This is a genomic window from Limimaricola soesokkakensis (assembly GCF_900172345.1).
Lineage (GTDB): Bacteria > Pseudomonadota > Alphaproteobacteria > Rhodobacterales > Rhodobacteraceae > Limimaricola > Limimaricola soesokkakensis.
Window position 1 is genome coordinate 403,156 of the sequence record NZ_FWFY01000003.1, and the last position, 23,588, is coordinate 426,743.

Below are 23,588 nucleotides of genomic sequence, written 5' to 3' on the forward strand. Positions count from 1 at the left end.
AAATCCGGCCTAGTGGCCGTCGCGAGTTTAGTTGGTGGAAAGCTGCACGGCTTTGCGGGGAGCGCATCGCTGCAAGAGATCCCGGCCCCCACGAGCCCGAAGTCCTTTTCCGTATCGCCACCGTAAATCGCGTCTCAGTCCCCGGCGCTACCGAGGCTGTGCGCATGGGATAACGCTACTGGGCAGTGGAGCAATTGCGGCGCAAGCCCGCGTTCTGCAGCGCCGCCGGTGAAAGCCGGCAGGATACGGTGGGAGGTCCCAACTTCGCGCAGCTTCCGCTACGCGACGAGTATCGTCGTTCCCTCCCTGACCTCGAGGATCGACAACTGTCGGTCCACGAGACCGGTTTCCATGAAACGAAACGGGCCGAGCACCCCGTTGAAACCGGCGAAGCGATGCAGCCCCTTCGGGTCTTGCTGACCGAGGCGGCCGAGAAGACGGGCCATGTTCGCCGCGTCGAAGGCAAGCCCTGCGGTGACACCGGCTTCTCCTTCGATCCGTTCTTCGAGGCCAAGGGCAAAGGCCTCGAAGCTGATCGGATCCGGCCCCGCGAACCACGCCTGATTCAGGGCGCCCAACTGGTGCGGCGGGATCGTGGCCCATTGCTCCGAACCCAGGACCTGCAGACCGGCCTCTTTCACCGCGTCAACCATCGGCGCCAAGCCTGCGGAGGCCGCAGGAAGATATACCGCATCCGGAAGGCGCCCGCCCGATGCTGCAGCCAGGCGGGAGACGAGGCCACCCGGGTCGCTCGCCTGGAGCGGATCCGAAAGGGTGATACCGAATTCGGGCGCCACCTTGCGCGCCGCTGCCACCGCCTGCTCTCCATATGCCCCGGGCGGGACCGCGACGGCGATCCTCCGCATTCCGCGCGCGGAAGCGAAACGCAGAACGGCCTTTGCCGACTGCAATGGGGTGATCCCGAAAACATACAGGTTCCGGCCCGCGATCGCGTCATTGTTCGAAAAGGATATGACGGGCACGCGCGCGCCGACCGCTGCGGCGACCGCTTGGCTCTGGTTCGAGAAAAGCGGCCCCAGGATCATGTTCGCGCCCGCTTCCACGGCTCGATTGGCTGCTGCCACCGCGCTCGTCTCATCGGCGCCCGCGTCGTGCAGGGCAATTTCGGCCCCGGGACCATCCACCGCTCCACCAAGGCGGGCCGCTTCGGCCATGACTTGCCCGAGCTTGGTATGCTGCCCCGACAATGGGAGCAACAAGGCTGCGCGTCCGGTCGTGCCAAGAGGGGGAAGCTCCGGCTCCCCACTGGGATTGCATGCGGAAAGTCCGAACAATGCCGGCATGGTCGCCAGTCCGCCGAGCAGCCGGCGCCGGGTAAGCCGAGGCTCGGTGGCTTGGCCGCCGAACGGTGTCTTCGGCGAGGTGGATCGCGATGACATATGGGGACCTCATGCTGCGCGTGGGTTCGGAGCGCTTTCGAGGCACCTCCGTTCGCGAGCCTAGGGAGCACTTCGTGGCAAGTCGAGGGCCCGGGAATCCGTTCGATGGGGGAGGCCGAAGCCCAGGGGGCGCACTGTGGCGTGACTGCACCAGCCGGCATTGCGTTGGCTCGGAAAGTGGCATCAAAGTGAATTGAACCGGGGTTCGCGCTAGCCTCCGATGGAAGAGCAAGAGCAGCACAAACAACAAGGCTGATGGTGGATTACCTGGTCGCAGGCCTGAAGGGATGGTTCAGGCAATCAAATACCAGCCGCATTCCGCTGCCACGCGCGGGTTGCCGTGGTGCCATGCGCGCATGGCGGCTCGGCCTCGCTCGCTCCATGGCGATTGGGGCATGTCTCGCCATGGCCGCGCCGGTTGTCGCCCAGACCGCCGAGCCCGGAACGGGCGAGTTCGTGATCAATCTCCGCGAAGCGGATATTTCCGTTCTGGCGGAAGAGGTTTCCAAGATCACCGGGCGTACCTTGGTTCTCGATCCGCAACTGCAGGGCAGCGTCAGCGTCGTTTCGAGCGAGCGGCTCGACGAGGAGGGGGTCTGGGCGCTGTTCCAGTCGATCTTGCAGGTTCGGGGTTTCCTCGCCGTGCGTGCAGGCAATACATGGCAGGTGGTGCCGGCGGACCGGGCGCGGACGATCAGCGGTGCGCAGCCGGGATCCGAGACGGGTGCGCAGGACTTCGTCACGACGATGGTGCGCCTCGATCGTCTGCCTGCAGCCGAAGCGGTCAGGGTGCTTAGTCCGCTGGTCGCCGAATCCGGCTATATCGAGGGCATTTCCGATCCCAACGCGATACTGGTGACCGACACGCGGGCGAATGTGGACCGGATCACATCCATCGCGCGCGCGTTCGACGGAGCCGACGAGGCCCGCTCCGAGGTGATCCGCTTTGCCAATGCCGATGCCGTTTCGGTCGGCCGGGCACTGGCCGAGGTGCTCGGTGACGACGCGACAGGCGCGCGGTTCTCGGTGAACCCGTCCAGCAACCAGCTTGTGGTCCGGGGCACGCCGGAAGAGATCAGCGAGATCCGGGAACTGGCACGTTCGATGGATGTGGCCCAGCGCAGCAGCCCGCAGGCCGCCGTGTCCACCCGGGTGTTCCGGTTGAAATACGGTGACGCTGCTGTGGTCGCGGAAATCATCCGCGGCACGGTGGGCGATGCGATAGGACCAGTCGCGGGGTCGACAGTCATCGCTGCCGCCGACGGGACCGCCGTCGAGGGCGAGCAGGGCTTCGTACCTTTGGAGGTCGTGACCGCGACCCCGGAAGCGGTCGCGATCCAGGCCTCCGTCGATACGAATTCGATCCTGGTTCGGGGCACCGCCGCACAGATCTCGGAAATCGGCCAGCTGGTCCATGCGCTCGATGTCCGCCGCCCGCAGGTGATGATCGAGGCGGCGATCGTCGAGGTCTCCGGCGAGGTGGCGGAACGTCTCGGAGTGCAGCTGGGCTTTGGCGATGCCACCCCGCCCGGGCAATTGGCCGCGACCTCCTTCGGCAATGGAGGGATTTCGCTGTCCGACGTGCTGACGGCGCTGGGGGCGCCGAATTCGGTCGCGCTTTCCACCGGTCTAACCATGTCGGCAAGCGGCAACGACTTCGGCCTTCTGGTCCAGGCGCTGTCTCAGTCGAGCCGCGCGCGGCTGCTGTCGACGCCCAGCGTGACAACTCTGGACAACGAGCCCGCGACCATCGTCGTCGGTCAGAACGTGCCGTTCCGCACAGGCAGCTTCGTGACCGATGGAAATTCGGTCACACCCTTCACGACGATCGAGCGTCGCGATGTCGGCATCACGATGGACGTCGTGCCACGGATCACCGCCAGCGACGTCGTCCAGCTTTCGATCAACCAGGAAGTCTCGAGCCTAGTGGGGACCACCGTCGAAGGGGCCGCGGATCTTGTCACCAATCGCCGGGCCATCAACACGACGGTTCTGGCCGACAACCGAGGGACCGTGGTGCTGGGCGGGCTGATCACCGACGATCGGACGAGCCAGGAGGGCAAGGTCCCCGGGTTCGGCGACGTGCCGGTGATCGGAAACCTGTTTCGGTCGCGGAACGGACAGTCCACCACCCGGACACTCTTCGTGTTCATGCGCCCCACCATCCTGCGGGAGCAATCCGACATCCGACAGGCCGCCGAGCAACGTTATGACCGGCTGCAGGCCGCCGATGTACGGCCGGTGCCCCGCACCATTCTGAATCGAAAGCCAGTGCGCCATCTCCCGCTCGAAATCGAGGGGCTGTACTGAGTACGCAAAATAGACATTCGCGGCGGGTCCGCAGTCCGTTTGAAACGTCGAGTGTGTTCGGGGGCGAATTCAAGCGAATCGCAGGGTCGCGCTTCGTAATCGGTTTTTCGCGCGCGGACGGATTTCAGTCAGTGCTGGCAAGAGATCATTAGCCTGCAACCCCAGCGGCTGATTCGAAAGCATGAGGGCAACCCTTTCGATGTAGGGTCATTGCGTCGCCGCACTCGCTCCACCGGCGCCGGATCGAGGTTCTTCTGTCAGAAAGCCTGCGCGAGAAAAGACCCGCGAGACCTTTTGGAGATCTCGCGGGTCGATGCCCTGCAAGCCAAGGAGCTTCCAAGCCTGGTTGGCGTCGTTGTTCAGTGCTGGTGGTCGCTCGGGTCGTCCAGATCGTGAGCGGTGTGACCGTCATGCGCGGCGGCGGCGGGTTCCGCCACGCCCTCGAGGCGTAGGGTCTCACTGTGCAGATACTGGACAAGATCAGCCGCGTCGTTCTCGCCCAAGCCAAAAGCTGGCATGCGGACCGCCGGATAGGCGGCGTCGAGCGTGACCGCGATCGGGTCCCCCTCGGCCAGCATCCGGTCCGGCGACATGATGTAGCGCATCAGCCAGTCGCGATCCCGGCGCAGCGTCACGCCTTCGAGGTCCGGCCCGACGCGGACCCCGTCACCGATCGAGTGACACGCGGCACAACCTTTTATGAAAAGGCCTTCTCCTTCACGGTTGCGCGCGGCAAAGCGCTCGAGCGTCTCTCCCTCGATCACCTTGACTTCGGCCTGTGGCGGTACCCAGTCGGGATCGAGCGCCAGTATCTCGGCGGTCGCCGTCACGAGGTTGCCCATCAGCGAGGAACGCCGCCATTCGCCCGTCAGCGGGTTGCCGATCAGCATGTCGCTGCGATGATCGCTCAGCTGCTTGCTGCGCTCGCCGAGCTTGTAGCGCAGCAGCGCCACTTCCTCCGGATCGCCGGTCAGGAAATACCAGCCGGGCCCCGCGCCGAAGGCCGCCGCATAGGCCGCGAGTTCTTCGGGCGTGTCTCGTTCCGGCGTGAGGGAGATCGAGACGAACACGATCTCCTCGCCCATGCGCTCGCCAAGCCATTCATAGACCTTTGCAAGCCGCGCCGTGGCGAGGCCGCAGATGTCCGGGCAGTCGAGATAGATGAAGTTGACGACGGCGATCCGCCCGTCCAGCACGTCGTCCACGAAGCGGACCTTCTCGCCCTTCTGGGTCAGGAGCGGCGTGTTCGGAAAATAGTCGAGCTCCCACCTGGCCTGGGCGGCAGGTGCGGTCGCCAGGATGGCGGCGACCGCGAGCCCGCGCAGCATGAACCCCCGTATCACTTCCGTCTCCTCGCCTTGCGCCGCGCGCTCTTGGTCGTTTTGCGCGACTTGCGTGTCTTGCGCGGGGTTGGCGGGTCGCTGGCGGCGACGCTGTTCATCGATGCCGCCATCTTTTCCTCACCGTCATTGCCGACTCCCCCTTCGAACTTGCGGTCGAAGGGATTGCCCTCGGGCAGGATCTCGGGGTCGACATAGGTGACGCCGTATTTCGTCGGGTTCGGCGTCGGAACCATGGTGACATGATGCTGGGACTGCTTCGGATCAGTGGGGTCGGTCAGCAAATCGTAGCGCGCCAGCATCGCCCAGTCCTCGTGCACGGTGTTGTGGCAATGGGTGACATAGGCGCCGCCATATTCCCCGAAGGTGACCTGGATCTTCACCTGACCCCCGCGACCGGTGCGCCAGACATCCTTGCGGACACCGCGCTCGAGCGGCGACAGCTTCTTGCGGCCGCGATCGATGGTGATCCCTTCCTCGAAATGCAGGTGGATCGGGTGATCCCAGCCGCCGCTGCCGTTCTCGAGAATCCAGTGCTCGGTCTCGCCGGGCCGTGGGACCAGCATGCTGACCCGGTTGGCGTTCAGGAAATGGTTCGATTCGCCGTTGATCCTGACGGTCCAGCCAAAGCCTTCCCGGTTGCGTTCGTCGCAATCTGGGAAGCACTCGTCCCTCAAGAGCTCGCTGGGCGTATCGGTGCCCTTCCATTCGATATGGCGCACGCGGACCGGATCGATGATCGGAATCTGCTCGGTCAGCTGCGGGGGCACTCGGCTGTAATCGCGGTCGTTGGCGTAGTGCGTCTTGCCCGGGTTGTCGACCGACTTGACGCGGTCGACGACGCGGAATTCGAGGAAGGTGCCCACCGCCGGGTCGTCGCTGTCCTGATCGATCGCGTCCTTCCGCGACAGGTACTCCTTCGGTCTCTCGCCGCTTTCATGCTCGGCGACGTTGAGCATCCGGATCTTGCTGCCGATCGGGAACTGGCTGAAATCGACCACCACGTCGAAGCGCTCGGCCGTACCCATGGGATCGAGCTGGTTCACCGTGACCGGGTTGACCATGAGGTTGCCGTCGGTGGCGATCACCGTCATCGGCACCCAGCGGTTTCTCTGGTTGATCAGCCCCGGCCGGATGAAGCGGGACATGCAGGCGTTGAGCAACCGGAAGCGGTATTTGCGCGGCAGCACCTCGAAATACGGCTTGTAGGCGAAGTTGACGAGCATGAGGTCGCCGAGGAAGCCGTTGGTCTCGAAGATGTCGAAGAAATACTGCCCCTCCTCGTCCAGCGCCGCGTCCGAGATCATCAGGTTGACGTCGAAGTCGATGTTGCCCCAGTCGAGCTCGGTGCCGCTCGGCAGCCGCAGGTTGACGCCATCATCGAGGTACTCATTGCCGCGATCGGGGCCGCTGTAGTAATTCAACGCGCCCAGATGGCCCTTGTAGACGTTCTCGGCGGTGAAGAAGAACCGGTGGTCGTGGAACCACAGCGAGCTCTGCAACTCGCGGAAATCGCCCTTCACAAGGTTCAGCCCACCATAGCCGTCAGGTCCCGAGGCGCGCCGGTCGGTGGCGTTGGTGTTGATCATGTCGGCCCGCGCCAGCGTCGTCGACCAGTGGTAGTCGTAGAACTGGCCGTGGAAGAAATGGGCGTTGGAGGCGCCATCGCTGGCCGAAGCGTTGTGCGCGTTGTGGTTGTGCGTGGCCTGGCTGGCCGAGCCGAAACCGTTGTTCTTTTTCGGGTCCTCCGGCACCTGGTTGTAGTGGCGGAAGATCACCGGCTCGCCATAGCGCATTTTCATCAGCGGCGGCGGCAGCACGGCATCCTCATTGCGACCGGAATTGAAGGTCCAGATGCTGTCGCGGTCCTGCTCGGGGAAATTCGGATGGAACGAGAACCCGTCGTCCAGCCGGCCGAGCGTCATGATGAAGCCCTTCTTCGGCAGGTATTCCAGCCATCTCTGATGCGCGAAATAATCGCCCGGTGGCCGGCCTTCCATCGGGCCACCCGAGAATTTCGGATTGCGGCAATCGCGGCCGTCCGACTCGGTAAAATCGGTATGGTAGGACAGTCGCCGCGCCGCCGGTTCCTCCAGATAGGACGGAAAGGCGAGCTCGGTCTCGCCGCCATTGGCCCGCGGCACGAGGTCGTGCGGCTCCTCCAGCCGCAGCCGCGGCATCGGCTGCGTGAAGGGCAGGGCGCCGAAGGTCGGGCTGCGCGGCACGCCGGTCGGCACGGCGGCGTAGGCACTCGTCGCGAAGGGGCTGAGGCCGTTGACGTTCGCCAAGGTGCCGAGGCCGGTGAAGATGCCCCATTTGAACAGCTCGCGTCGGCTTACCTGGCCCTGCGAAAGCGCCTTGACGATTTCGGCGCGATTGTTGCGAGCGTTTTGCGCTTCCTTTTTGCGGCGGCGCGATGCGTGAGGCTTGAGATACATAAATCCCTCCCGTGGGCGCTCCGCAAATTGCGAAGCGCCGTGCGAATATTGCCTCTCCCTATGATTGGTTAATGAGCGGAAACTGTCTATCGACTGAACGTCTTAAACAGAATTAGGGGCTTATGCCCCAATACAAGTGTTAACGGGGCTTGACGATTTACCGGGTATTCACGGCCGGGGTGAAACTCCGAACTCCAGAAGCTGCGTTTCCAGCCGACGCCCCGCGGCACCGGTAAAATTGCACGACGCGCAGCCGCCCCCAGCGCAGGCCGGGCATGGCTGCGCGACCAGGCGCTGCGACAGCACCCCGCGCAGGACGTCGGAGACCATGTATCGTGGCACGCCGAGATCCTCGAGCCGCAGTGCCGCCCCTTCCGCGCTGTTGGTGTGCAGCGTCGACAGCACCATCCGGCCGACCTGCGCCGCCCGGCAGGCGATCTCGGCGGTCTCCGGGTCGCGGATCTCGCCGATCAGGATCACGTTCGGATCCTGCCGAAGCACGGCCCTGAGCACACGGGCGAAGCTCAGCCCGATCGCCTCCTGTACCTGTACCTGCTGGATTCCTTCGAGATTGTATTCGACAGGATCCTCGACGGTGACGATCTTGGTCTTCGGCGTGTTCAGATGCGCGACGGCCGTATAGAGCGTGGTGGTCTTGCCCGAGCCGGTCGGGCCGGTGACGAGGAAGAGCCCGTTCGGTCTTTCGATCGCGCGACGGATGCCCCGGGCGATGTCTTCCTCGAACCCCAGCGCGTCCCAGCCGATCTTCAGCGCATAGGGATCGAGCACGCGTAGCACGATGCTTTCGCCACTCTGCGTCGGCAGGGAGGAGAAGCGGAAATCGATGACCCTTCCGGCCATTGGCAACGTAAGACGGGCATCTTGCGGCAGGCGACGCTCGGAGACATTGGCCGAGGCCATGACCTTGAGACGTGCCAGTACCGCGGCGGGACTGAGCTCGGACTGGACATCCTGTTTCACGAGGACGCCGTTGATGCGGAGCCTGACCGTGAGCGCATTGCCTGCGGCCTCGAAGTGGAGGTCCGACGCGCCAAGCGCGATCGCATCCGCGAGCTTGTCATTGACGAAACGGATGACCGGCCCCTCGGCCTCGGGTGGTTCATCCGCCGTGTCGAGCCGTTGAATGCGCCGCCCGGCGGCGGTGTCCTCCTCGCGGACCTGCGAGAGAAGCTGGCGGATCGTGCGCCGCGTCGCGCCACGGATCTCCACCTGTCGCCCCAAGTGAAAAGCGATCTCCTGCCGAAGCTCGGCATCGGCGGGATCGGACAACAGCACGACCTGCTTCTCCGCGCCGTCCAGCTCGAGCGGGACCGCCGCCCGGTCGGTCAGATACTTGGCCGAGAGCCGGGCAATGGTGGCGACGTCCGGCCGCGTCCCGGCGCCGGCGCGACCATCTTCGAAGCTGATATCGAGCTCTGCGCAAACCAGCGGCAGGAGCAGTTCCTCGTCGATCTGGCCGTGGTCGATCAGCACCCTGTGGAGGGGAATCTGGCGCTGTGCGGCCATCTCGCGTGCCGCCTTCAACGCCTCCGGCTCCAGCAGACCAGCGACCGCGATGGCCGCGGCCAAGCGCGCGTCCCAGTCCGTTGCATAAGCCTTTCTTCCAATATCCACCGTCCCGGCCCGTGGTTTAGAATGCCTCAGCTAAGGGGATGACGGTGCAGACTGCTGTGTCAATCATGCGGACGGTATCAGTCATATGGGGCAAGGCCGGGCAGCGGCTTCGCGCTTTGCGGCATCTGCTGTTTCCCGACTGGCTGTTCTTTGCCGGCCTGCCGCCCCGCACGGCCCGCAGCATCGTGATCCGCAACACCCCGATCGGCGACGAGGAGAAAAGCCAGCTGCGTGCCCATGGCCGAGGGCGCCATCCCGTCGACCTCGTATTGGCGCCCGAAATCATGCTGGAGAAACGGATCAGCCTGCCGCGCGCGATCCGTCGAGACGCCGAGGCAGCGATCTCGGTGCGGCTTCGCCAACAGATGCCCGCCGGAGGGGCCGGGCTGCTCTGGGCAGTGGTCCCCGACGGACATGAGGGAGACTCGATCGTCTACAGGGCACTCATCGTCAAGCGGGCGGAAATGTCGGACCTGATCGACGAAGTGCGGCGCATGGGATTCATGCCGCGGCGGGTCATCGCGGCCGGTGCGGCGGAGGTGACACCTTTCGTGGACCTGCGCCACGAGACCGACCGGCCGCAGCGGCTCTGGACACTGATCGCCGCCTGCGTGCTTGTCGGAACGCTGGCCTGGGGAGGCTTCGGCCAGTGGCGGGAGCTGTCCACGCTCGCGGCTCAGGTGGCTGCGCTCGAGTTGGAAACGGCCCAGCTTCGGGAGCAGGCGGTCGCAGCACGCGCGGAGGCGACGACGCGTGACCAGTCTGTTGCGGAGATCGCTTCGGAACTCGGGATCTTCAATCTTGAGTATCGGCGGTTCCCGATCCTCGCGGACCTGACGGAGCGATTGGGCGAAAACGTCCGTCTGGACGCGCTGCAGATCGATCGGGACGAGCTTTGGTTGGCGGGCCAGTCGGCTATCGATGTGGCCTCGGTGGTCGAGGCATTGGGTGACGCGCCATGGGCGCGACATGCCCAGATCGACGGCCCGGTCTCGGTCGATCCGGTGACGGGCCAAAGCCTGTTCGAACTGCTGGTCGTGCTCGAGCAGGGGGAGGGCGGAACATGAAGGGGGGATTTCTCGGCATGATCGCCCCCTTCCTGTTGGCGGGGCTGGGCGCCGCTCTCTTCGCCGCCGTGATTTACCCGGGCGAATTGCGACGGACCGCATTGGAGGCCGATCTGCAGCGGCTGAGCGGTGAGCGGGATGGGCTGCAGCGGCGGATCACCGTTTGGGAGAAAGCGGGGGAGGGTGCGGAACTGCCGTCGCAGGTGGTTCAAACCGCCGCCGATCAGAGCGACGCCGTACTGACGTTGCAAAAGACCCTCGTGGAGCTGGGCCGACAGTCCGCGTTGGAGCTTTCCGCCTTTGCGGAGGCCAGGCCCCCCGCCGAACTGACCCGTCCCGCCGTCGCGGTCGAGATCGAGGGCAGGAGCGATTTCACCGCCTTTGCTCGGCTTCTCGCCGGTCTCGAAGCCGTCACGCCGCGTCTGGCGGTTTCGCATCTGTCGCTGCACGAGGCCTCGCGCGAGCGGGACCTGCGGGCAAACGGGCCTGTCGAGGCACCGGTCCTGTTCCAGCTCGTGGTTTGGGGCTTCTGGGTGCAGGAGGAGGAGGCATGACCCTGTTTGGCGCCTGGCCCCCCACCGCGCATCTCACGGTCATTGCCGGGTTTGGCGCGATGGCGGTGCTGCATCATCGGGCGCCTGAGCGGATCTTTCTATTGGAACAGATCGATGCAGGCGCCGATGCGACGGTAGAAGCAGGGCCCACGTTGGACACACCAGAGGCGCGGGATTACGCGGCTCTGCTCGCCGATCTCGCCGATCGGCCGCTGTTTTCAATCGATCGCGCCGAGGACGCGGCAGATGCCGCACCGGTGGAGCCTGCCGCCATACCCGATGTTGCCCCCACCAGGTCCGTTGCGGATCCTTCGACCGAACTGCGCTTGCTCGCATCGATCCTGCACCCGTCAGGGTCGCGGGCCTTGGTCGTGGCACGCGGAAGGTCCGAGCCACTCTGGGTAGGCGAGGGCGACTCCGTTGCGGGCTGGACGATCACCGCCATCACCCAGCGTAGCATCGTGATGCGCACCGAGGCGGAGGCCTCGGAAAGGACCGTGAAGATGCTGGAGTGAAGGTTGTCACCCGCCGTCGGGACCCGCGCATAGCGATGGTCGCGCCGGCCGAGAGGGGCCATGCCGATGCCGATGTTCTCCTATGTCGCCTATTCGACCAGTGGCCAGCGCGAAGCCGGCGAGATCGACAGCGCCTCAGAGGGCGGAGCCTATGAAACCCTGCTCGCCATGGGCCTTTCCGTCGTCGAACTGCGTGACGCGGGCAGCCCGTCGCGCACCTCTTGGCTGCGCCGCGAGATCGTTCTGCCACGTAGGCCTCTGCCATTGGGAGAGCAGGCGCTTTTGGCCGAGCAGCTCGCGCTTCTGTTCAGCGTGCGCCTGCCCATCCCGAGCCTGTTGCGCGTCCTCGGACATGGCTCGATGCGGCATTCCACGAGAACGCGATTGCAACGGGTCATCTGGCTCGTATCGGAGGGCCTGCCCTTCGCGCAGGCATTCCAACAGGTCGGTCCGCCCGTCTCGCCGGTCTTTCGGGAGCTGCTGGGTCTGGGTGAGGCCTCCAATGCCATGCCGGAACTGCTGCGCGATCTTGCTGAGCTGTTGCGGCGTCAGCAGAAGCTGCGCGCTCATATCACATCGGCGCTGCTCTATCCGATCCTGCTGCTGGTAAGCGGGCTGGCGTTGCTGCTGCTCGTGACGATGTCGCTTGCGCCGGCTCTCGCACCGCTTTTCGACGGCGAGGCGCGCCCCATGCCCGCCAGCCTGTCCCTGCTTCTGGGCCTGCGAGAGTTCCTGATCCAGTGGTGGCCGGCGCTCCTGTTCGCGGGCGGGGCAGGATGCGTTGCCCTGCTGGCAATGGCTGTGCGGCCGACTGCCGGACGGCTCGCTCTGCGTTTGCCCTTGATCGCCCCGGTGCTGCGCGACGCAGCACTCTTGCGACTGACGCGGGGGCTGCGCCTGTTGTTGAGGGCCGGGCTCACGCTGCCCGAAGCACTCGAAGCCGTTGCCAAGGAAAGCGATATCCTCGCTCGGCCGGTGCGGGACGCCGCCGCCGCACTGAGGCGTGGCGGGCGGGCGCATGGCGCTTTCGCCGAACGCGAGACCGGCTTGCCGTCGCTGTTCGTCGAGCTTTTCCGTATCGGGGAGGAAACCAACCGGCTGGAGGAGGTTCTGGAGACGCTATGCTCCGTATTGGCCACGCAACTCGAACGACGCGTGCAAGGACTGCTGCAGGCGCTGACCCCGGCGCTGACGCTGCTGGTCGGCGGTGCCATAGGCGGGCTTGTCTACACCATCATGGATGCGGTGATGTCGATCAATGAACTTGCCTTCTGAACATCGTCGGCCCCGGTCGGGCTTCACCTTGATCGAGACCTTGATCGCGCTCGCGGTCTTGGCCGTCGTGGTCGGTGGTACGCTGGAGTTCACGCGTCTCCTGATGCGCCAGTCCTTCGAACGCATGGAGCGCGCCTGGCTGGTGGAGTTGGCCCGCTCGATCAGTGAGGAACACTTGGCCACCCGCGGCGTATTGCCGGCCCGGGGCGAGGGGCGGATCGGCGACTGGCAATGGGCCGTTTCGGAGGCGAGGGGCACGTCCGGGCCGGGCTTGGTCGAGATCACGGTCACGGCTTGGCCGGTCGGCGATCAAGAGCGCAAAGTCGAGTTTCGCAACCTTGCTTTGGATGAGGTCGAGTTGTGAAGATCGGCAGGCCGCGCCACCCCCGACGGGGGACGAGCATGCTCGAACTGTTGCTGGCGCTTGCCATGATGAGCGCGATCGCCCTTATCATGTCCGCCGCGCTGGGCCTGACGAGCCGGGCAGGGGTACGCTTCGCCGGTTCGGAGATCGGCACCGGGCTGCTGCTGCATCGAGACCGGCTGCGCCGCCTGATCGAAGACATACCGCCCCAAGGGCGACTATGGGGCACGGACGGTCGTATTGAGTTCGAAACTTCGATCGAAGAGCCGCCCTTCTGGCCCGGCGATCTGGTGCATGTGACCTTGGAGCGCGCCACCGCCTCGGGAGGTATCCGTCCGGTCGTCGTGAGCGCCGTCGCGCCCGGCGTGGATTCCGCGGAAGGACCTCGGACCGATTTCTCGTTGGTCGAGCATTCGGAGGGCCTGCAGGTTCGATACTGGGGTTCGCCAGTGCCGGGTATGCGCCCGGCGTGGCACGAGGTGTGGCCCATGACGGCACCACTGCCGGAATTGGTGCGGATCGAATACGACGCCGCGGGTACGACCCTGCCGCCCCTGGTCGTTCGACCGGCGCGAAGCCTCTCTCAGGAAGTGATGTCGCTATCCTCCCGGCTGCCGCCGGGCTGACCGTCCCGACCGAGCGTGATCAGGGCGAAATCGCCCTCCGCGCTCGGATATTGATACAGGAACGGGCGGCCCCAGGGATCGGTGAGCGCCTCCTCCGAGTCGACATAGGGGCCCAGCCAGTTTGCAGCCCCGATCGGCGGGGAAATCAGCGCTTTTAGCCCTTCCGTTTCGGTCGGGTAGCGGCCCAGATCAATGTAATAGAGTTGCAAGGCGCCCTTAAGATTGGCCATTTGGACGCTGGCGGCCTGAGCCTTGGCCCTTCCGAAACTGCTCATGAGCCGCGGCGCGCTCAGCCCGACCACGAGCGCGATGATCGCCAGGACTACCATGACTTCCAGAAGCGTCAGCCCGGTTTGCGCATTACGGGGTTTTCTCTTGTCGATTAATACCATGACACACTCGAAATCTGTAAAAGGAACACAAGATAGATCGCGTAGGCCAAAAAGGGCCCGAAGGGTATTTCTCGCGGCGCCCCGGATACCCCGAAGGGTTTGCTTGCCAGCGCCGCAATGATCCCGCCGATGCATGCAAGGAACAGCGCCAGCCAAATATCCGCGAAACCGGTCCACAATGCGCCGGCACCAATCAATTTCGCATCCCCGATGCCCAAGGCTTCGCGGCCGCCACGCTGGTAAAGACAGTAACCCACAGTCCAGAGCAGGGCCATGAGCGCCACGGCTGCGCCGAGCTCGACAAACCAGCGATGCGGATGAACGAAATACTGGAATGCAACGCCACCAACGGCGATGATGAGGACGGCTCCGTCGGGAATCTCGAACCGGCGTAGATCGGTCAGACTCAACCAGATCAGGGGGAGCGAGAGGCCCGCGGCGAGAAGCGCCTCAAGTCCCGCCGAAGCGCTGGCCGAGATGATCAGGAAACCGGCTGCATAGGCAAATGCGAGGGCAGGTACGGCAAGCAAAGCAGGGACGGTCATGAGGATTCATCCAGATGCTATCCGCCAGCCTAACCGAGGGGTTGTGCTCCTGGCAACGCTGTTGGGCGTCATGCTGGTCGCCGCAAGCGCGGTGGGACTGCAGCTCAGGGGCGCGTCCAATGCGAAAGTGCTGGCCGCGCTCGAACGCCGCCATGTCACCGCGCTGGATACAGCCTCCATCCGGGAATTGCTGCGCGCCCGTCTGAGCGCGGCGGAGGCACGCGCCGACGGTCTGCCGCCGCGCGATGGCAGTCCTGTCACCTTGGCTTATCGAGGTGTCGAATGGGAGGTGCGGTTGAACGATATCGACGGGCTGGTCGATCTATACCTGGCGCCGCCGGAGGTCTTGGCCCTGCTGCCGATCGACGGCGCAGAGCTCTATCGTCGGCGCGAGGCCATGCAAACGTCCTTGCCACCCGGCACGCGCTACGCGAGCGAGCGGCAGACGCTTGCGCGACTAGGATACGATGCCGCAACTCGGGCCGAACTCTATCCGCTGGTGACCCAGGTGGCCCGGACCGGCGGGATCAATCCCGATATCGCCCCGGATGCACTCCGGGAAAAAGCGCTGCGGCTGCAGGCACTGGACAGGGCGGCTGGTCAAGCCGCGGAACTGCGCATTCGCAGGCTTGGGCCGGAGGACCGCCCGCTCTAGCTATCGGCGATGCGGTTACTGGCCGGGGCAAGGGGTTCGGTTTCAGGGGACGACGGAGCGGCAGGGTCGCAATCATGGCCATTGGAGTTCGGCAAGGTGGCAGGCGGGTTCAGGTCGCGCTCCAGCATGGAATCCGACATCAGCTCGTCGATGAACTGGCTCAACAGCTGCGGACGCCCGGAGACTCCTGCCTTGCGGTAGACCGCGCTGGTCTGAGCCTTCACCGTGCCGGGGCGACTGTTGCGCAGATCGGCGATTTCACTGATCGACATTCCTTTGATCGAAAGCAGGGCGACGTCTCGCTCCGCCGGCGTCAGTCCCCAGTCGACAAAACGCTGTTCCAGGATCTGGGAAAAGGCGCCCGAAGCCGCCTGAAGCTGGGCTTCGACATAGGCGGTCCTTCGTCGGGCCTTGGACAGCGCCACGGCACCGAGAACGCTGCCGAGGATCAGCCCGATCGCGGCGCCAATCTCGATGAGTTCATGCGCAAACCAGCTGATCGTGGTGAGCCCGAGCACCGAGATTACGATATTGCCCAGAAAGAAGAGGCCGCAGACGGCCTGCACGGCCAGAACCGCCGTTAGAGGCCAGCCCTGAGTCACGAGCGATGCCGGCGACAGGGCGCGATCAAGTCTTCATATATCACCGATCTCCCCCTCGGCGGCCGCTGCGATCATCGTCGTCATCGTCATCGTCATCGTCATCGTCGTCGTCATCGTCGTCGTCGTCGTCATCATCATGATCGTCGTCATCACGATCGTCGTCATCACGATCATCGTCGTCGTCATCATGATCGTCGCCGGCGTCGATATCACGATCGTCGTCATCGCGATCATCGTCATCGCGATCATCGTCAATGCGGTCATCGTCGTCGGTTTCTCTTCCGCTGTCCCCATCCGAAGCGTTCGATGGCGAACGAACTCCGCTTGTCACCGGTCGGGAGCCGGAAGAGCCCGCGGCGCCATTGCCCGGTTCGACCAGACGCGGCGCCGTGCGGGCATCTCCACGGCTTTGTTCCCGCACCCAGTAGTCGCGCAATATCTCGCCGGTGGCACCGTTGAAGACCAGTTCGCGCTGCAGGTCATGCCGCCAAGCCAGTACGCGGGTCCGACCGAGAAGCGTCTGGGAAATCTCGATCCGCGTGAAACCCTGAGCGATCAACTGCTGAACGATGGAATCCTGGATCGTCTGCGCCGACACCAGCTGTGGCAGGCTGGACACCAGCGCGGCCGCAGCCATCATCCGAACTGCGTTCCACCCATTGGCAAGTATACCCATGCGCCTCTCATCCTGGGATGCGGAGGGCTGCCGGATCAAGTCCGGCAGCCCTTTTTTCAGTCAGTTTCCAGATCGTCCAGACACCCGACAACGCGAGAGCCGTAGGCCGTTCTCCTGGCCCATTCAGCGATCGTCGTCATCGTCGTCATCGTCATCGTCATCGTCATCGTCATCGTCATCGTCATCGTCGTCGTCGCGATCATCGTCGTCGTCATCGTCGTCATCATCATCGTCGTCGCGATCATCGTCGTCGTCATCGTCGTCGCGATCATCGTCGTCGCGATCATCGTCATCGTCATCGTCATCGTCGTCATCGTCGTCGCGATCATCGTCGTCGTCGTCGTCGTCGTCATCGTCGTCGATGCGACCATCGTCGTCCCGTCGCCGCACATCGAGGAAGTCACGGTCCTCCTGCCGCAATTCAAAGCCGCTGCGCCGGTCGTCGTCGTCGGCCGTTTCAGTTTCCTGCTTGAGAATCCTCATCGTTGCCGCATCATAGATGATCTCGGTCGTCCGATCTCCCGAGGTGGCTTCGACCTTGATCTGGTTCGGGCCCTCCTTGACCTCTACACGGCTGTATCCAGCCTCCTTGTATTTTTGCAGAAGTGCCTCTCCGGAAGTCGGGACTCCTCCGCCGCCGGTACTGCTGTTGTCTCTGACGACAGGGCTCCCTGCGCCGCTCCGCCGGACCTCGACGAAATCACGGCTTTCTTGACTCAGTTCGAACCCGCCGCGCCGGTCATCTTCGCCGGCCATCTCGGTTTCCTGCTTGATGATCTTCATTGTGGCCGAGTCGTATATGACTTCGACTTTCTGATTTCCCGAAGTGGCCTCCACTTTGATCTGACTCGGGCCTTCCTTTACCTGAACGCGGCTGTATCCGGCCTCTCTATATTTTTCCAAAAGGGCTTCGCCGGCGGGTGAGGCTGCAAGCGCGGAGGCGGATGCGACCAGGAATGTGCTAGTCAACAGAATTCGTTTCATCGGAATATCCTTTTCGATCCCGGCAGGTGATCAGGGTGTCATTGGCCGGTTTGGCGGACGGCTGCGCCCCATGAGGAGAGCGGGATTCGCTCCCGCTGGCTATCATCCGTAGGTTTATCGGGTCAGAAAGCAGGACGGATGCCGTGGCATAAACCTTGGTTTATGCTTGCCTCGAGTTCAGGCTTCTATGCTTCGTTTTGGCGGGCCAGACGAGAGAGGCCCTGCCAGTAGGGCGTGGGGTGGTATGCGGAGCTGTCGCTCGGGTCCGCCGTGTAGCCGGAATTGTACCTCGGTCAGGCCGCCGCGGTCCGAAGTTACAGGCAGTAAATAAGGTCGATTAATACCTTTGCCTCATTTTATGCGCCGGCTGGGTATTATATTTGTTAATAGTAATTCTTTCGATCTTTAGTATATTGACGGATAATTAATTCCAAGGTACTATCTTTGAGGGCCGAGGAAAGTATGGGGGTGCGAACCACAATACGGGACTACGGTGTGCATTTTTATTCAGTTTGACTTGTTGGTGGGTTTAAGGTCATGTCAGTGTCTATTTTAGCGCTTATTCCAGATACGAGTGAAGACAACGAAGTAGTCAATGCCCTGCATGAATATAATGAGCAGAGCACTAGCGACCGAATTTGCATTGCCTCGCCCGAGGAGGGATTAGCCGGGCTTCCGGGGCGCGTGCATTCCTATGGCATGCGCCTGGTGATGATCGACTCCGGTACATTGGCGCGAAAGGGCAGCTCTACCGTCATGATGCTGCAACGTCGCTACCCCAAGGCCAGCATCGTCTGTATCGGAGGGCGGTATTCCCGTTCCAGCGTCCTGAGCGCGCTTTCGCTTGGCGTTCACGGGTTCATCGGGCGGTTCCAGTCGCCATCCCAGATCCGGCAAGCAATCGATATCGTGCTGAACGGTGGCATCTATCTTCCCGATCTTGCAACCGAACGCCCGCAGATCGAGGTCGTGGCATCGTCCCGTAGCAATGGTGGACGCGATCACTTCGCAACGACAGAACGGCGCTATCAAGAAGAATTGGGCCTCTCGCCTCGCCAAGCGGTCGTCTTGGCCCTCCTGTCCGAAGGCATGACCAACAAGGCCATTGCCAGGCACCTCGATCTGGCAGAGGCCACGGTAAAGGTGCATGTCAGTGCGATCTATCGCGCCCTGAGCGTTCGTAACCGTGCGGGCGCCGTGGCCGTCGCACTTTCCCTGCCGCACCGGGCCTCGGCGGATCTCGAAAGACATTCGGAGGCTTCTGAACACGCCGCCGGCGGGCTGTCTCCGGACCCGGTCTAACTCCCATTCGCGAGAAGGCGCTGCTCCGCAATCAAATGCGGAGCAGCGCCTGAAACGACCTGTCGCCGATGCGCAGTACCGCCAATACGGCGCCTGCCGTGTGGTCGGAGTGTCTTGGTCCGGCCGTGAGCAGCTGCGGCGCATTGCGGTCGCCGAATGCCTCAGCGCGCGAGAATGAGCGGCATGCGCGCCGCGGTCAGCATCTCGCGGGTGGTGCCGCCGAAAAGCTGCTCGCGCAGCCGCGAATGGCCATAGGCCCCCATCACCACCGCCTCGGCGCCGGTGTCGAAGGCATGGCGACGCAGCACTTCGGAGACACGGAACCGGCTGCGCGCCAGAACCGAAACCTCGACCTTGACCCCGTTGCGCGCCAGAAACAGCGCGAGATCGCCGCCCGGGTCGGAACGGTCTCCGACCTGCACGTCGGGATCGACGATCACCACGTCGACGCAGCCCGCGCGGCGCAGCATCGGCAGAGCGGCGCGCACCGCGACCATCGCTTCGCGGCTGTCGTCCCAAGCCACCATCAGCCGAGAGGGGCTGGGCGCGATCTCGGCGCCGCCATCGGGAACGACGATTACCGGCAGCCCACCTGTAAATAGCGCCGCCTCCAGCGTCGCGACCTGCAGCGGGCGCGCTTCGGGACCATAGGGTGCGGCGGCGACGATCCGATCGGCAAGCCGGGCGATGCGGCCAACCTCGTGACCGATGAGCCCTTCGCGGATGTGGTGGCGATGCAGTTGCACATTGCCGCGATGCGCCGGGATCAGCGGCCGGATCTCGGCCTCCAACTCGCGGGCGCGTTCGCGCGCGGTCTCCGGGTCGGGCATGGTCAGCATGAGCGCCGGTCCCGCCAGATAGGCGTCCGGCGGCGTGCTCTCGATCCCGAGGCAATGGATGTCGAGATGCGCCTCGTCAGTTTCGGTGAGCGCGAGCGCTGTAGCGATGGCGCCGCGATCCAGCGCGGCGTCGGTGGCCAGGACGGCGACGGTTCCTCGGGGCATGTGTCTCTCCTGTGAATGCGATGCGCCAAGGCTGCCGTCTTGCATGACGTCACGCCTTGATCCCGATCAAGCCGACGGGCGGCGGCGCTTGATCCAGATCAATGCGCCGCCGCGACGGAGCGGCGAGTGCTCAGGGCAGGGGCCGGTACGGGCCCGGAGGCATCGATGGAGCAGGACATGAAACCGATCATCACCGCGGTCGCGCTGACGGGGGCGGCGCTGCTGGGCGCCTGCGCCGTGCCGGAGCCGGAATTGCCCACGGGGCGCGCGCTCTTCATAGAGAACTGCGCCGCGTGCCATGGCGCGGGCGGGCGGGGCAACGGCCCGCTGGCCGAGGGGCTACCGCGGCCCCCGGCCGACCTGACACGGCTGCGCGCAGAGGGCGAGCCGTTCCCGATGGTCCATGTCATGTCCTATATCGACGGCTATTTCCGGCAGGACGACCCGGCGCCAGTGATGCCCGAATACTCGCAGGTCTTCACCGGCCCGACCCTGCATGTCGATACGGGCGACGGGATCCTCACGCCGACGCCCCAGCCGCTGGTGGCACTCTCCGAATATCTCGAAACACTGCAGGAGGGATGATCCAGATCAAGGCGCGCGGCCGAGCTCCGTCGATACTGAAGACAGGAGGACATCGACATGACGCTCACACCGCTGATGAAACGCGTGGCGCTGGCCAAGTCGCTGGGTCTCGTGTTCGGGCTTGCAGCACCGCTGCTGCTGACGCCGGTTTCGGCTGCGGAAACCATGCTGGTCTGGGGCATTGTGCTCTGGTCGGTGATCCTCGGCGCACTGGTCGGCTTGGCGGGACAATTTGACCGCGTGCCAGTGTTCGACATCCACCTGCCGGCCGGCTTTCGCGGTAGCTGGATCGGGCTCTGGATGGGCGTGGTGTTGCTGCTCGTGGCGCAGGAGCCTTTGGGCGTCGTCTGGGCGCGCTCCGAATGGCTGCCGCAGCCGGGGCCGGGGGCCTGGTGGCTGATCGCCGAAGCGACGCTGATCGGCGCGCTGATCGACCTTGCGGTGACGGCAGTCACCGATCCGACGACCCGCGGCACCGGCCAGAGAAGGCCGCGTCACTGATCGCCCATTTCAAGGGAGGAAACCCCATGCCCGGCATGCTGATGGCGAGCGATCTCTCGGCCCGGAGCGGCCATGCCCTCGAAAGGGCGCTGCAACTCGCGGCGACGCTCGGGGCCGAACTCGAAATTCTTCACGTGGTCGATGACAGCCTGCCAAGCCGCATCGCCGAGGAAGCAGGGCAGTCCGCGTACGAGATGCTGTCGCGCGATGCCGCTGGTACGGCACGGGTGAACCTGCGTTTCGGCCATCCCTGGCGCGTGGTCGTCGACCATATCGCGCAGCGGCGCTTCGATCTGGTGGTGATGGGCGCGCATCGCGACCGCGGCATTCTCGACCTGTTTCGGGGCAGCGTCCTGCACCGCTGCGTGCAGATGTCGCAAGCCCCCGTGCTTGTGGTGTCGGATCGGCCGGTCCGCCCCTATGCCCGGCTGATGACCGCCACCAGCTTCGCGGCGCGCGATGCTGAAGCGGCGCGTCTCGCCGCGCGGCTGGCAAAGGGGGCGACGATGCGGCTCGTGCATGCCTACCGCGTGCCCTTCGGTGGACTTGGCTACCGCATGGACGAGACCGGCGACATTACCAAGCACGACCGCGACGAGATCGAGGAGCCGATGCTGATCCAGCTCCGGCAGATGCAGGAGCGCCTGTCGCAGGATGGCGTCACGGTCGATATCGGCCTGATCGAGGGGCGTGCGACGCAGGCCGTGCTCGGTGCGGTGGAGAGCGAGGAGATCGACCTGCTGGCCATCGGCCGACATGGCGCCGAGGGGCACGTGCCGATGACCATGGGCCGCGTCGCGTCGGAATTGCTGGCCCATCTGCCCTGCGACCTTCTGGTGCATCCGGGCCGTTCGCCGCAGGCGCGGTGACCGCGCCCCGGGCCGGCTCATTCGAATGCGTCGCCGAATGACCGCTGCCATGCGCCGGCATTCCGCGCCGAGCGGCTTGACCTGGATCAACGCGCCCTCGGACCGGCAGGGCTAGGATCGATCCTGACAGGAGGGCGGCTCCCACGTCCGAACGGAGGCTTCGCTGATGCAACGGATATTGATTGCCACCGACTTGGCCGAGCAGGGCGATATCGCGCTGCGGCGTGGCGCAACGCTGGCACGGGAATGCGGTGCGCAGCTCGTGCTCCTGCATGTCATGCAGGACGGCCTGCCGGACGATCTGCACGCGACCTTCGAGAGGGCGCTCATGGCGCGACTGGAAGGGCAGGCCATCGGCCTGCGCGACCGCTTCGGCCTCGATGTGGTGGCGCGCATCGGCGTCGGCACCGACTGGATGGTGATCCTCGACCGGGTCGGGGAGGAGGGCGCCGATCTGCTGATCCTCGGCGCGCACCGGCATCCCGGCCTGATCGACCTGTTTCGCGGTACCACGGTCGAACGGGTGGCAAAGGCCTGCGGCGTGCCGCTGCTGGTCGCGCGTGACGACAGCAATCGGCCCTATCGTTCGGTCCTGCTTGCCACGGATTTCTCAGGCGCCGCGCGCGAGGCGCTCGTGGTCGCGCGCAGGCTGGCACCCATAGCCCGCATCCGCCTGCTGCATTGCTATACCGTGCCGTTCGGCGGGGTGCTGCGCGGCACGGCGCGTGGCACCGTGATGTCGGGTGAACGGCTGCGCGCGCGGGCTCGGGCCGAAACCGCCATGGAGACCTTTCTCGGTGGGATCGAGGATATCGTCGGCCCCTCCGACCGCGAGCTGATCGAAGGCGAGACAGTTTCGGCGATCCGCGACGAGATCCGCTCCGCGCCGACCGATCTGCTGGTGCTCGGGACGCATACCCGCTCGCGGCTGTCCGAGGCGCTGCTGGGCAGCGTGGCGCGCGGCCTCATGGCGGACCCGCCCTGCGACATCCTCGCCGTGCCGCCCTCGATCCCCGTCTGACCCTCGAAAGGAGTCGACCCATGACCTGCCGTACCATCGCCCTGTGCTTTACGGATGGCGCGAGCGCCCAGACCCTGGCCCGGACCGGCGCCGCGCTCGCGCGGCAGCATGGCGCGCATCTTCTCGGGCTTCATGTGCTGCCCGATCCCGTCGTCCATGCCTCGGTCTCGATGTATGTCACCGGCGAGATCCTGACACAGATCCGCGCCGGGCAACGCGACACGGCCCTCGAGATCGAAACCGCCTTCAAGGCGGCGGCGGAGGCCGAAGGCGTGACGCCCGAATGGCGCTGTCTTGAGGCGCGCCTCGCCACGATCGGCGAACGCCTGTGCGAAAGCGCCCGCGCGGCCGATCTGGTCCTCGTCATGCGGCCCGAGAGGGACGCGGCGGGCCGCCCGCAGGAGGAGTTGATCCGCAATGCGGGGCGTCCGGTGCTGATGATCCCGCCGGGCTATCAGCCCGGTGCGCTCGGAGCCTCGGCCGTGATCGGCTGGAGCGCCACACGGGAGGCGACGCGCGCCGCGCATGACGCGCGCCTGCTACTTGATGAGGGTGCCGAGGTGGTGCTGCTCAGCGTCGAGAAGGCGCCGGACCCCGGCGAACAGGACTATCCTGCCAACGAGATGGCGGCGATGTTCAGCCGTCACGGCATGAAGGCGACCGTCACCCACAGATCTCCGGGCGAGAGCCGGATCGCAGAGGTGATCGAGCGCGAGGCCTTCGAGACCGGCGCCAGCTTCATCGCCACGGGCGCCTTCGGACATTCCAAGGCCTATGATTTCGTGCTGGGCACGGTGACGCGCGACCTGATGCAGCGCGCCAAGCGCCCGGTGCTGTTTTCGAAGTGAGGCGCGCGGCGCCGATCCCGGAATGGATCGAGCCCGCGACCGGCGCGCGATCCGCGGCCGTGAATGGCCTCTCGATGCTT

General features: G+C 64.9%; 24 protein-coding genes. 14 read left to right on the forward strand and 10 right to left on the reverse strand.

All coding sequences use genetic code 11. The annotated features are described in order from the left end of the window. Positions 1-278: 278 nt before the first annotated feature. Positions 279-1,400 carry a penicillin-binding protein activator gene (locus LOS8367_RS07320; protein WP_085895818.1) on the reverse strand — a complete coding sequence of 374 codons (1,122 nt, stop codon included), beginning with the start codon at positions 1,398-1,400 and terminating at the stop codon, positions 279-281. 255 nt (positions 1,401-1,655) lie between these two features. Between LOS8367_RS07320 and gspD the strand changes: the two genes are divergently transcribed. Then, positions 1,656-3,710 (forward strand): type II secretion system secretin GspD, encoded by a 2,055-nt coding sequence (gene gspD / locus LOS8367_RS07325; protein WP_242665528.1) that lies wholly within the window; start codon positions 1,656-1,658, stop codon positions 3,708-3,710. A 359-nt stretch (positions 3,711-4,069) separates the two neighbouring features. Here the strand turns inward: gspD and LOS8367_RS07330 are convergent, their stop codons facing one another. The 3 genes from LOS8367_RS07330 to LOS8367_RS07340 form a co-directional block, all read right to left on the reverse strand. Further along, on the reverse strand, positions 4,070-5,053 hold the full coding sequence (locus LOS8367_RS07330; RefSeq protein ID WP_133056300.1) for an SCO family protein: 984 nt from the start codon (positions 5,051-5,053) through the stop codon (positions 4,070-4,072). Beyond that, positions 5,050-7,488 (reverse strand): multicopper oxidase family protein, encoded by a 2,439-nt coding sequence (locus LOS8367_RS07335; RefSeq protein ID WP_085895820.1) that lies wholly within the window; start codon positions 7,486-7,488, stop codon positions 5,050-5,052. The genes LOS8367_RS07330 and LOS8367_RS07335 overlap by 4 nt, the downstream gene beginning before the upstream one ends. A gap of 168 nt (positions 7,489-7,656) precedes the next feature. Beyond that, a complete protein-coding gene (locus tag LOS8367_RS07340; RefSeq protein WP_085895821.1) occupies positions 7,657-9,078 on the reverse strand; it encodes a GspE/PulE family protein in 1,422 nt (473 codons plus the stop codon). 83 nt (positions 9,079-9,161) lie between these two features. Between LOS8367_RS07340 and LOS8367_RS18795 the strand changes: the two genes are divergently transcribed. The 6 genes from LOS8367_RS18795 (at position 9,162) to LOS8367_RS07370 (ending at position 13,524) form a co-directional block, all read left to right on the forward strand. Then, positions 9,162-10,190: a hypothetical protein gene (locus LOS8367_RS18795; protein ID WP_133056301.1), complete on the forward strand. Its 1,029-nt coding sequence runs from the start codon at positions 9,162-9,164 to the stop codon at positions 10,188-10,190. 17 nt (positions 10,191-10,207) lie between these two features. Then, positions 10,208-10,744, forward strand: a complete 537-nt coding sequence (locus LOS8367_RS07350; protein WP_165761403.1) for a GspMb/PilO family protein — start codon at positions 10,208-10,210, stop codon at positions 10,742-10,744. Next, positions 10,741-11,259, forward strand: coding sequence for a hypothetical protein (locus tag LOS8367_RS07355; protein ID WP_085895824.1), 519 nt, complete (start codon positions 10,741-10,743; stop codon positions 11,257-11,259). The genes LOS8367_RS07350 and LOS8367_RS07355 overlap by 4 nt, the downstream gene beginning before the upstream one ends. Before the next feature lie 66 nt (positions 11,260-11,325). Then, a complete protein-coding gene (locus tag LOS8367_RS07360; protein WP_165761404.1) occupies positions 11,326-12,534 on the forward strand; it encodes a type II secretion system F family protein in 1,209 nt (402 codons plus the stop codon). Next, complete coding sequence (locus LOS8367_RS07365; RefSeq protein WP_085895826.1) at positions 12,518-12,898, forward strand: type IV pilus modification PilV family protein; 381 nt, start codon at positions 12,518-12,520, stop codon at positions 12,896-12,898. The genes LOS8367_RS07360 and LOS8367_RS07365 overlap by 17 nt, the downstream gene beginning before the upstream one ends. A 38-nt stretch (positions 12,899-12,936) precedes the next feature. Beyond that, positions 12,937-13,524: a hypothetical protein gene (locus LOS8367_RS07370; protein WP_085895827.1), complete on the forward strand. Its 588-nt coding sequence runs from the start codon at positions 12,937-12,939 to the stop codon at positions 13,522-13,524. Here the strand turns inward: LOS8367_RS07370 and gspG are convergent. Both gspG and LOS8367_RS07380 read right to left on the reverse strand, forming a co-directional pair. Further along, positions 13,482-13,916 (reverse strand): type II secretion system major pseudopilin GspG, encoded by a 435-nt coding sequence (gspG, locus tag LOS8367_RS07375; RefSeq protein ID WP_165761406.1) that lies wholly within the window; start codon positions 13,914-13,916, stop codon positions 13,482-13,484. The two genes, LOS8367_RS07370 and gspG, sit on opposite strands and share 43 nt — an antisense overlap. Next, the gene (locus LOS8367_RS07380) at positions 13,907-14,461 is read right to left on the reverse strand and encodes a prepilin peptidase (protein WP_085895829.1); all 555 of its coding nucleotides are present in this window, start codon (positions 14,459-14,461) and stop codon (positions 13,907-13,909) included. Before LOS8367_RS07380 ends, gspG begins: the two co-directional genes overlap by 10 nt. A 70-nt stretch (positions 14,462-14,531) precedes the next feature. Between LOS8367_RS07380 and LOS8367_RS07385 the strand changes: the two genes are divergently transcribed. Then, the gene (locus LOS8367_RS07385) at positions 14,532-15,116 is read left to right on the forward strand and encodes a hypothetical protein (RefSeq protein WP_133056302.1); all 585 of its coding nucleotides are present in this window, start codon (positions 14,532-14,534) and stop codon (positions 15,114-15,116) included. On the opposite strand, the gene LOS8367_RS07390 is transcribed toward LOS8367_RS07385, so the two are convergent. The 3 genes from LOS8367_RS07390 to LOS8367_RS19180 form a co-directional block, all read right to left on the reverse strand. After that, complete coding sequence (locus tag LOS8367_RS07390) at positions 15,113-15,718, reverse strand: helix-turn-helix transcriptional regulator (RefSeq protein WP_085895831.1); 606 nt, start codon at positions 15,716-15,718, stop codon at positions 15,113-15,115. The two genes, LOS8367_RS07385 and LOS8367_RS07390, sit on opposite strands and share 4 nt — an antisense overlap. A gap of 40 nt (positions 15,719-15,758) precedes the next feature. Then, positions 15,759-16,394 (reverse strand): hypothetical protein, encoded by a 636-nt coding sequence (locus LOS8367_RS19015; RefSeq protein WP_207569231.1) that lies wholly within the window; start codon positions 16,392-16,394, stop codon positions 15,759-15,761. A 123-nt stretch (positions 16,395-16,517) separates the two neighbouring features. Next, entirely contained in the window at positions 16,518-17,378 is an 861-nt protein-coding gene (locus tag LOS8367_RS19180) for a hypothetical protein (RefSeq protein ID WP_207569232.1), read from the reverse strand. A gap of 537 nt (positions 17,379-17,915) precedes the next feature. Between LOS8367_RS19180 and LOS8367_RS07405 the strand changes: the two genes are divergently transcribed. Then, positions 17,916-18,680 carry a response regulator transcription factor gene (locus LOS8367_RS07405; RefSeq protein WP_085895832.1) on the forward strand — a complete coding sequence of 255 codons (765 nt, stop codon included), beginning with the start codon at positions 17,916-17,918 and terminating at the stop codon, positions 18,678-18,680. A gap of 161 nt (positions 18,681-18,841) precedes the next feature. Here the strand turns inward: LOS8367_RS07405 and LOS8367_RS07410 are convergent, their stop codons facing one another. Continuing rightward, positions 18,842-19,684, reverse strand: coding sequence for a universal stress protein (locus LOS8367_RS07410; RefSeq protein WP_085895833.1), 843 nt, complete (start codon positions 19,682-19,684; stop codon positions 18,842-18,844). 177 nt (positions 19,685-19,861) lie between these two features. On the opposite strand from LOS8367_RS07410, the gene LOS8367_RS07415 reads away from it, so the two are divergent. The 5 genes from LOS8367_RS07415 (at position 19,862) to LOS8367_RS07430 (ending at position 23,508) form a co-directional block, all read left to right on the forward strand. After that, positions 19,862-20,269 (forward strand): c-type cytochrome, encoded by a 408-nt coding sequence (locus LOS8367_RS07415; protein ID WP_242665529.1) that lies wholly within the window; start codon positions 19,862-19,864, stop codon positions 20,267-20,269. Between the two features lie 57 nt (positions 20,270-20,326). Next, positions 20,327-20,770: a hypothetical protein gene (locus LOS8367_RS19020; RefSeq protein WP_165761408.1), complete on the forward strand. Its 444-nt coding sequence runs from the start codon at positions 20,327-20,329 to the stop codon at positions 20,768-20,770. Positions 20,771-20,796: 26 nt separating this feature from the next. After that, on the forward strand, positions 20,797-21,639 hold the full coding sequence (locus LOS8367_RS07420; RefSeq protein WP_165761409.1) for a universal stress protein: 843 nt from the start codon (positions 20,797-20,799) through the stop codon (positions 21,637-21,639). Positions 21,640-21,805: 166 nt separating this feature from the next. Next, positions 21,806-22,660, forward strand: coding sequence for a universal stress protein (locus LOS8367_RS07425; protein WP_085895836.1), 855 nt, complete (start codon positions 21,806-21,808; stop codon positions 22,658-22,660). Between the two features lie 20 nt (positions 22,661-22,680). Beyond that, positions 22,681-23,508, forward strand: coding sequence for a universal stress protein (locus LOS8367_RS07430; RefSeq protein ID WP_085895837.1), 828 nt, complete (start codon positions 22,681-22,683; stop codon positions 23,506-23,508). Positions 23,509-23,588 lie beyond the last annotated feature (80 nt).

Excerpts from the sequence above, each read along its gene's own strand:
- LOS8367_RS07380 (WP_085895829.1), bottom strand. The coding sequence starts at position 14,461 with ATGACCGTCCCTGCTTTGCTTGCCGTACCTGCCCTCGCATTTGCCTAT.
- LOS8367_RS07385 (WP_133056302.1), top strand. The coding sequence starts at position 14,532 with ATGCTGGTCGCCGCAAGCGCGGTGGGACTGCAGCTCAGGGGCGCGTCC.
- LOS8367_RS07355 (WP_085895824.1), top strand. The coding sequence starts at position 10,741 with ATGACCCTGTTTGGCGCCTGGCCCCCCACCGCGCATCTCACGGTCATT.
- LOS8367_RS07350 (WP_165761403.1), top strand. The coding sequence starts at position 10,208 with ATGATCGCCCCCTTCCTGTTGGCGGGGCTGGGCGCCGCTCTCTTCGCC.
- LOS8367_RS07415 (WP_242665529.1), top strand. The coding sequence starts at position 19,862 with ATGAAACCGATCATCACCGCGGTCGCGCTGACGGGGGCGGCGCTGCTG.
- LOS8367_RS07420 (WP_165761409.1), top strand. The coding sequence starts at position 20,797 with ATGCCCGGCATGCTGATGGCGAGCGATCTCTCGGCCCGGAGCGGCCAT.
- LOS8367_RS07365 (WP_085895826.1), top strand. The coding sequence starts at position 12,518 with ATGAACTTGCCTTCTGAACATCGTCGGCCCCGGTCGGGCTTCACCTTG.
- LOS8367_RS19180 (WP_207569232.1), bottom strand. The coding sequence starts at position 17,378 with ATGAAACGAATTCTGTTGACTAGCACATTCCTGGTCGCATCCGCCTCC.
- gspD (WP_242665528.1), top strand. The coding sequence starts at position 1,656 with ATGGTGGATTACCTGGTCGCAGGCCTGAAGGGATGGTTCAGGCAATCA.
- LOS8367_RS07410 (WP_085895833.1), bottom strand. The coding sequence starts at position 19,684 with ATGCCCCGAGGAACCGTCGCCGTCCTGGCCACCGACGCCGCGCTGGAT.
- LOS8367_RS07335 (WP_085895820.1), bottom strand. The coding sequence starts at position 7,488 with ATGTATCTCAAGCCTCACGCATCGCGCCGCCGCAAAAAGGAAGCGCAA.
- gspG (WP_165761406.1), bottom strand. The coding sequence starts at position 13,916 with ATGGTATTAATCGACAAGAGAAAACCCCGTAATGCGCAAACCGGGCTG.
- LOS8367_RS18795 (WP_133056301.1), top strand. The coding sequence starts at position 9,162 with ATGACGGTGCAGACTGCTGTGTCAATCATGCGGACGGTATCAGTCATA.
- LOS8367_RS07430 (WP_085895837.1), top strand. The coding sequence starts at position 22,681 with ATGACCTGCCGTACCATCGCCCTGTGCTTTACGGATGGCGCGAGCGCC.
- LOS8367_RS19020 (WP_165761408.1), top strand. The coding sequence starts at position 20,327 with ATGACGCTCACACCGCTGATGAAACGCGTGGCGCTGGCCAAGTCGCTG.
- LOS8367_RS07360 (WP_165761404.1), top strand. The coding sequence starts at position 11,326 with ATGCCGATGTTCTCCTATGTCGCCTATTCGACCAGTGGCCAGCGCGAA.
- LOS8367_RS19015 (WP_207569231.1), bottom strand. The coding sequence starts at position 16,394 with ATGGGTATACTTGCCAATGGGTGGAACGCAGTTCGGATGATGGCTGCG.
- LOS8367_RS07370 (WP_085895827.1), top strand. The coding sequence starts at position 12,937 with ATGCTCGAACTGTTGCTGGCGCTTGCCATGATGAGCGCGATCGCCCTT.
- LOS8367_RS07405 (WP_085895832.1), top strand. The coding sequence starts at position 17,916 with ATGTCAGTGTCTATTTTAGCGCTTATTCCAGATACGAGTGAAGACAAC.
- LOS8367_RS07425 (WP_085895836.1), top strand. The coding sequence starts at position 21,806 with ATGCAACGGATATTGATTGCCACCGACTTGGCCGAGCAGGGCGATATC.
- LOS8367_RS07320 (WP_085895818.1), bottom strand. The coding sequence starts at position 1,400 with ATGTCATCGCGATCCACCTCGCCGAAGACACCGTTCGGCGGCCAAGCC.